Annotated in this window: 8 protein-coding genes; 7 read left to right on the top strand and 1 reads right to left on the bottom strand. The window is 37.0% G+C overall.

Features of this window, described 5'->3' with window-relative positions:
• From DMC01_RS11305 to DMC01_RS11275, 7 genes are all read left to right on the top strand, one after another.
• On the top strand, window positions 1–480 hold a 480-nt coding region (locus DMC01_RS11305), incomplete at its 5' end, for a DNA adenine methylase (RefSeq protein ID WP_185908899.1).
• Window positions 481–572: 92 nt separating this feature from the next.
• A complete protein-coding gene (gene hisB, locus DMC01_RS11300; RefSeq protein ID WP_142694313.1) occupies window positions 573–1,637 on the top strand; it encodes a bifunctional histidinol-phosphatase/imidazoleglycerol-phosphate dehydratase HisB in 1,065 nt (354 codons plus the stop codon).
• A 58-nt stretch (window positions 1,638–1,695) separates the two neighbouring features.
• Window positions 1,696–2,604 carry a DNA adenine methylase gene (locus tag DMC01_RS11295; protein ID WP_142694314.1) on the top strand — a complete coding sequence of 303 codons (909 nt, stop codon included), beginning with the start codon at window positions 1,696–1,698 and terminating at the stop codon, window positions 2,602–2,604.
• Between the two features lies 1 nt (window position 2,605).
• Window positions 2,606–2,914 (top strand): hypothetical protein, encoded by a 309-nt coding sequence (locus DMC01_RS11290; RefSeq protein WP_142694312.1) that lies wholly within the window; start codon window positions 2,606–2,608, stop codon window positions 2,912–2,914.
• On the top strand, window positions 2,911–3,498 hold the full coding sequence (gene hisH / locus DMC01_RS11285; RefSeq protein WP_142694311.1) for an imidazole glycerol phosphate synthase subunit HisH: 588 nt from the start codon (window positions 2,911–2,913) through the stop codon (window positions 3,496–3,498). The genes DMC01_RS11290 and hisH overlap by 4 nt, the downstream gene beginning before the upstream one ends.
• 194 nt (window positions 3,499–3,692) lie before the next feature.
• The gene (gene map / locus DMC01_RS11280) at window positions 3,693–4,454 is read left to right on the top strand and encodes a type I methionyl aminopeptidase (RefSeq protein ID WP_142694310.1); all 762 of its coding nucleotides are present in this window, start codon (window positions 3,693–3,695) and stop codon (window positions 4,452–4,454) included.
• Window positions 4,455–4,937: 483 nt separating this feature from the next.
• Entirely contained in the window at window positions 4,938–5,351 is a 414-nt protein-coding gene (locus DMC01_RS11275) for a hypothetical protein (RefSeq protein ID WP_142694309.1), read from the top strand.
• A gap of 968 nt (window positions 5,352–6,319) precedes the next feature.
• On the opposite strand, the gene DMC01_RS13805 is transcribed toward DMC01_RS11275, so the two are convergent.
• Window positions 6,320–7,408, bottom strand: a complete 1,089-nt coding sequence (locus DMC01_RS13805; protein WP_427846130.1) for a bacteriophage T4 gp5 trimerisation domain-containing protein — start codon at window positions 7,406–7,408, stop codon at window positions 6,320–6,322.
• Window positions 7,409–7,733 lie beyond the last annotated feature (325 nt).

Below are 7,733 nucleotides of genomic sequence, written 5' to 3'. Positions count from 1 at the left end.
CAAATGCCTGTTTTTTCAAACTTTTTTTGTGATTACGAAGTGGTGCAAAAGGAGGCAAATGAGCTAGCAAAAGAGCTTGAAACAGTGGATATAGCTTATCTTGATCCACCTTACAATCAACACCCCTACGGCTCAAACTATTTTATGCTGAATTTAATTGCAAATTACACCGTCCCACAAGACATTTCAAGGGTGTCAGGCATACCAAAGGCTTGGAATAGAAGCGATTTCAACAAGGCACATAAGGCTGAAAATGCACTTTTTGAGCTTATTAAAGCTACAAGGGCAAAAATCATCTTGCTATCCTACAACTGCGAGGGCTTTGTAAAACGAGAAAAATTCGAGCAAAAACTAACAAAGCTTGGCAAGGTTTTTGTGAAAGAACAACGCTACAATGCCTTTCGCGGCTCGAGAAATCTATCTAGCAGAGCCTTACACATAAACGAAGAGCTTTATGTGCTTGTTAAGAAGAAAGTTTAAGCAAGATAAAGAAAAATTAAGATAAAATATAAGCTTATTTTGATATTTTGCAAGAGTGCATTTTTCATATATATTAACTTTTAAGGACAAAAATGAGCAAAAAATTCCTTTTTATCGACAGAGATGGCACGCTTATAAGTGAGCCGCGTCCGAGCTTGCAAGTAGATAGCCTTGAAAAATTGCGTTTTGAAAAGGGGGCGATTCCTGCCTTGCTAACGCTAAAAAAATTTGGCTTTAACTTTGTGCTTGTGAGCAATCAAGATGGGCTTGGCACGGCAAGTTTTCCGCAAGATGACTTTGAAAGGGCGCAAAATAAAATGCTTGATATTTTAAAAAGCTGTGGCATTGAATTTAAAGATATCTTCATTTGTCCGCATTTTGAAAAGGACGGCTGCGAGTGTAGAAAGCCAAAAACTGCAATGCTTAAAGACTACATAAGGCACGAAATTTACGATAAAAATCAAAGTTTTGTCATCGGCGACAGGCAAACGGACTTGCAACTTGCCGAAAATTTGGGCGTTCGTGGCATCTTGTATGAGGGTGAAAAAAATCCTTGGGATAAAATTTGTGCTTCTATCTTGGCGAATTTTCGCTCTGCTAGCGTGGAAAGAAACACAAAAGAGACGAAAATTCAAGTATTTGTGGGGCTAAATGGCGGAAAAAGCGTCATTCACACGGGCATAGGCTTTTTTGATCATATGTTAGAACAAATCGCTACTCACTCAGGCATAGCCTTGAAAATTCACTGTGAAGGGGATTTAGAGGTTGATGAGCATCACAGCGTGGAAGACACGGCTTTGGCCTTGGGCGAAGCCTTGCGAAAGGCACTTGGCGATAAAATCGGCATCGCAAGATATGGTTTTACTGTGCCTATGGATGAGAGTTTAGGACAGTGCGTTATAGACTTTTGCAACCGCCCCACTCTCGTTTTCAAGGCAAAATTTAAGAGGCAAAAAATCGGAGATTTAAGCACGGAGCTAATCGAGCATTTTTTCTACTCGCTTGCGACCGCAATGAAAGCGAGCTTGCATCTAAAAGTGCGTGGCAAAAACGAGCATCACAAGGTTGAAGCCCTCTTTAAAGCCTTTGCAAGAGCCTTAAAAATGGCGATTCGCATAGAAGATGACACACTTGCAAGCTCAAAGGGTGCCTTGTGAAAAGGGAGTTATTACTGTGATAGCTTTGCAAGAAGAAATTATCGCACCCAATATCTCAATGCTTAACAAAAGGGCGTTATTTTTAAACTCTTTAAAGGGCAAAAATCTTGCCTATAAACGTTACACCAAAAGCCCACTTCGTTATGGTGGGGGTAAGTCCCTTGCAGTAGGGCTTATCATCTCGCATTTTCCAAATGACATTTCGCGCATTATAAGTCCCTTTATAGGTGGGGGTAGCGTTGAAATATCTTGTGCCTTAGAGCTAAATTTAGAAGTAAAAGCCTTTGACATTTTTGACATTTTGGTGAATTTTTGGCAGGTTTTGCTTGCAAATTCGCAAAGCCTTTATAAGGCACTTTACGAGTTAGAACCAAACAAAGAAACTTATGCGCTCATTAAAGAAGAGCTAAAAAAACACTATAAAAACGAAGCAAAGCTTGACGCTCTCACGCTAGCACGGGATTATTATTTTAACTTTAATTTAAGCTATGGTCCCGGCTTTTTGGGATGGATGAGTAAAATTTATGAGGATAAGTCGCGGTATAAAAATATGCTTGAAAAATTGCGAACTTTTGGCACACAAGTGCGAAATTTAAATGTCGAGTGTGCTAGCTTTGAACACGCATTTCAAAGCTATCCAAACGACTTTTTTTACTGCGACCCGCCTTACTATCTTATAGGCGATAGCAAAATGTTCAAAGGCATTTATCCTATGCGAAATTTCCCTATCCACCACAAGGGCTTTAAACACGAGCTTTTGCGCGACTTGCTACACGCACATAAGGGCAAATTTGTGTTAAGCTATAACGACTGCGAGTGGGTGAGAAAGGCGTATAAGGACTTTAAAATTTTAGAGCCAAAGTGGCAATACACGATGGGACAAGGCGAAACTAGGATTGGCAAAAACCGCATTGAACGAGGCGACAACATAAAGCAAAGCCACGAGCTTTTAATCATTAAGGATTGAAATGAGGGCGATGAGTAGCGAGGTGGCGGTGTTTGTCAAGCAAAAAGGACACGAGCAAGAGCGTGAATTTGCCCGGCTTATAGGGCTTGATGAGGGCTATAAAAAGGGCAAAAAAGCCAAAATAAAACTCAAAGACGGTTACATAGAGTTTATCAATGACAAAAATATTTCTTATAAAGAAATAAAATTTAGTTTTAATGCTTCAAAAATCACAACTTCACTCAAAGCAAAAGAACAAAATCAAGCTAAATTCAATGAAAGAATTTATCTTAAAACCGTCAAAAAATTTAACTCAAAAGGCACATTATGAGGCTAACTATTATCGACACAAAGTGTGCGAATTTGGCGTCCTTGAAATTTGCCCTTGACAGACTTGGCTTTCAAAGCGTGGTGTCGTGTGATTTAAAAGAGCTTGAAAAAGCAGATAAGCTCTTTTTGCCAGGCGTTGGCACAGCTAAAAGGGCTATGAAAAGTTTGCAAGAGCTGAATTTGTGCGAGTTTATAAGGACGACAAAAAAGCCCTTGCTTGGCATTTGCCTTGGTATGCAGCTTTTGGGCGAGTTTTCAAACGAGCTAAATCAAAAAACCCTTGGCATTATGCCCTTTCGTGTGTGCGAATTCAAGGCAAAAGTGGGCTTTACCTTGCCGCATATGGGCTGGAACGACATAGAAATTACGCGTGAAAATGCCCTTTTTGCAGGGCTAAATGGGGCTTATTTTTATTTCGTGCATAGCTTTTGCGTGGCTTTAAACGAATTTAGCCTTGCAAAATGTGAGTATTCACAGCCCTTTGCGGCAGCTTTAAATTACGAAAACTTTTATGGGGTGCAGTTTCACCCTGAAAGAAGCGGAGAAGCAGGGGAAGTGCTGCTTAAAAATTTTGTAAAGATCTAAGTTTAAATAAAAAAATTCACGCAAACTGTGAATTTAAAATTAAAAAAAGCATTTTAAAAAGTAAAAAACTACACAGCTTAAAGGACATAGAATTTGGATATAATATCAAATTAAATAATTTTGCAATAAAATGGTAAGTTTTCTAAATGCTATAAACGCAAACAAAAGCACAAAAAACCAAAAGAAAGAAGCCAATGATAGAATTAAAAAGACCAGATGAAATAGCCAAATTACGAGAGGCAAACCGCATAGTAGCTCAAACCCTTGACTTTTTAGAGGGTGAAATTCAAGTAGGAATGAGCCTTAAAGAAATAAGCGACTTAGCAGAAGAGTTCATACTCTCAAAAGAAGCAAAGCCAGCCTTTAAGGGACTTTATGGCTTTGAGGGAGCAATTTGCACGAGCTTAAATGCTGTTTGCATACATGGCATACCAGATGAAACCAAGATAAAAGAAGGAGACATACTAGGACTTGACATAGGAACGATAAAGGATGGATATTATGGAGATGCTGCAAGGACCATTCCCATAGGCAGGATCTCAGATCAGGATAAAGCCTTGATAGCTTGTGCTAAGGACGCGCTTGATTATGGGGTTGATCTCATAAGAGAGGGTATGCGTTTTAAGGAGCTTTCATTTAGGCTTGGTGAGTTTATAGCCAACAGAGGCTTTGTGCCACTGCTTCATTACTGCGGACACGGCATAGGAAGAAAACCTCACAGTGAGCCTGAAATTCCAAACTATCTTGAACCAGGACAAGGCATAAAGGACGGTCCTAAGATCAAAAACGGAATGGTTTTTTGCGTAGAGCCTATGATCTGTCAAAAGGACGGCAAGCCTGTGCATATAAATAGCGACCGTTGGAATGCTGCAAGTGCTGATGGGCTAAATACAGCTCATTATGAGCATTGCTTGGCTGTGGTTGGAGGTAGGGCTGAAATTCTATCAAGGATCTAGGTAAAGCTTCATTAAACACGACATATAAGCTTTAAGTATCATCTAAGATGAATTTTATATAATCAACTTCTTTTATAGAAACATTAAAATAGAAAAATTAAAAAAAATTTTTAGCTTAGTATAACTTTATGCTTTTTTGCTTTTTAAAAATTTTTGAGGCTCTTTTTTGGTGTTGAAGGTTAAGAAGAATATTTGTTATATTTAGTGTTTTGATCAAGCAAATTGAGTTGCAGTAAAATATCTCAAAGCCTAGCTTATAAAGAGCTTTTCTTTACACTTACAACTTAAAGATACCTTCTTTTGAAAGCCAAAAGCAGATCTTCTTTGACAAAGGAAGTTTCTTTGTAAAATAACAAGCTTAGGTTTAAATTAGCATTTTTTGAAAAAAACTCTTTAAAATAATGTATTTTACATAGTAATTACTAAAATTCAAGCAATGCTATAACAAGCAAAGCAAGATTATAATTATAAGGATACAAAATAATGGCAAAGACTGTCATAAAAAGCATTTTGTTTTCTATAATATTCTCACTCATTATTGGCACAACTGTATGGCTTGTATCTGTTTCCATAATATATTATTTATTTGATCTTAAATTTCAAAGCGATACAAACTTAACCATCATTTTAACCCTAAGCATATTAATGTATCCGTTCTTAGTTTTTGGTATTTTTTCAGTTTATAAAGAAGGAAGCAGGTGTCCTAGATGTAAAGAGACTTTTTGTTTGCGTAAAAAAAAGCTTAGTAGTAAAACTGTAAGTCAAAGCTATCTTAGCAAAGCTCAGGGCAAGGGTCATATGGTAGGAAAGAGAATGATTTCTTACGAAATTACTTGCAAACACTGTGGCTATAAAAGCCTTGAGGACACAATGAAATTTTATAAAGAAAGGATATAAACTCAAAGCCTAAGCTTTTTTACAAAGCAAGAAATCTTTTGGCTCAATATCTTCATTTGATACAAGATCATTTTAAAATATAGTTAGATAAAAATAAGGACTCAAGATACTTTAATTTGATATAAGGTTATTTTAAAGCATAAAGAGTTAGATGAAAAACAAGTAGATGATTCATTCTCGAATTGTCTCAAAAGAAATTTATGGAATTACGAAGTATTGTTGTGCTTCGTTCTACTCGTCTTGCAACTTTGCAAGAAGCCTCGATTTAGAGGCGAAAAAAATCGCTGAAATTTGCAAAATAACTCGTGCTTGTGTGAATAAAATAGTGTAGTAAATAAGGCTTTTGATAGCCAAAGAGTGTGAAAAATCAGCAAAACGAAGTTTTTTATAAAACAAGCAAGGTTTTTTTAGAAAATGAGCGTTGAGCTTGAAGTTAATGAGAACTATTTTTTTTGCTTCACTCGCAACTGCACAGTATAGAGCAAAGACATAATACCGTGTAAAACATTCTAAAAACTAATTTACAAACAAATGAAATTATGTCAATTAAATTGTGAATTTTTTGCTTCGTGTTACACACTTGCAAATGTAAGCAGAAGTTTGCAAAGGCTAACTTAGATAAATTTCAAGGCAGAAGAATTTTTCACGCACTGAGAGTGAATTTAGATCTAAGATCAAGCTTAAGAATGAAAATTTGTATAAAATTTTGTTAAAATGGCTTAGGAAAATCCTATGTAATTTTAGCTAAAAGTATCAATCGCCTTAAAAATTCACAGCACCATCGCTATCTATCCTAGTATTTTGACTAAGTTGATCGTCTTAGCCTTGCGAATTTAACCCAGTGTTTTTACATACTCATCTAATACTTAGACCATCTTGCTTATTTACAAGCCTTTTTTACAAGTTCTCTTATGCTAGATCTAAGCTTGCAAAATAAGCATTATTGGCTAAGAGCTAGCTAAATGTCCTTATTTAACAATTTGTATTTTACCCCTAAGCACTATAGCCTCATCCGTAATGCTTATGGATTTTTCGCCAATTTTTAGCACAAGCTCCTCCTCACTTGCCTCTATCACGGTTTTATCACTCAAAGAAATACTTACTTGCTTATTACTTTGCAAACTTAGCTCATCATTAACCCTTAAAAGATAGTTTTTCCTTGCTTCTTGCAAGATACTCCTTGCACTTAAAACCAAGGATTTATTTGCTATGATGCCTAAGGCTTCTTTGGTGGAAATATTTAAAAGATTAGAAGTAGCTAGGGAAAGCTCACCCTCGCAACTAAGATTAAGATTATGCTTGCTATGTATATTTACATTGCTTTCTCCTATAAGATCAAAGCCGCCCTTGCTTGTTTGACTATGTTGTCCTCTCACCTCAACGCTCTTATTGCCTCCCACAAGCTCGCTACTATCCTTTGCTACTCTTAATTTATTGCTAGCTCCTATGTTTAGGGTATTACTAAGCCCTATTTGAGTATCCTTGCTTAAGGCTACATTAGCAAGATACTCTCCTCCTACATTTACCATCTTAGCAAGGGCTATGTTTTGAGTATGAGTCTTTTGAATGCTCTCCACATAGCTTCCCTCAACAAAAGAGTTTTTATTATTAGCAATCTTTTGAGTAAAATCATTTTGTATAAGCTCAGAATAATCCCTTTGAGCCCTTAAATACACCTCCTCTTTGTCCTTTTCGTTTTTTAAACTAAGCTCATTGTAGCCTTCCTCATTTTGTCCAACTGTCTTTGATGAAAGTGAGGTTTGATGGTCATTTTGTGGCAAGGGCACTAGGCTTTTATTAAGCAAGTTGTATAAATTCGCACTAACATAAGGCTTATCTATGTCCTCATCCAAATAAGATACTATCACCTCATCAGCCACCCTTGGTGTGTGATAAAGCCCAGAATTAAAGCTTGCTATGGGGCTTGCCACTCTTAAAAAGGAGGATATGCAGTAAAGCTGTTTTGAGTCTTCTTGATTTGCTGTGCTTGTTTGATCTGCTGTGTTTGCTCCACTTTCTTGTACTGCTGTGTTTACCCCATTTGCCCCATTTGCCACCCTTTCTTGTCCTGCTTGCCCCTCTTTGCTTGAATTTAAACTCAACTCAGAGCTTGCCAAAGCCTCGCTACTTACCCCCTTTGCACTCAAAGCCTCTTTTGAATTTAAACTGTCTTTTGAATTTAAATTCAAGCTTGAAGCTGAATTTAAAGTGGAATTCAAAGCAGAGTTTGAATTCAAGGCCTCTTTTGAATTTAAATTCAACTCAGGGCTTGAATTTAAAGCTGAATTCAAAGAAGGGCTTGAATTTAAAGCTGCACTCAAAGACGAGTTCAAGGCTGCCTCCTCGAAATAAGCCAAATCGCTAGGATTTATAAAGGCATTC

Source organism: Campylobacter troglodytis (assembly GCF_006864425.1).
Taxonomy (GTDB): Bacteria; Campylobacterota; Campylobacteria; order Campylobacterales; family Campylobacteraceae; genus Campylobacter_D; species Campylobacter_D troglodytis.
The sequence above is the reverse complement of the archived record's forward strand: the minus strand, read 5'-3'. Positions and strand labels throughout refer to the sequence as shown.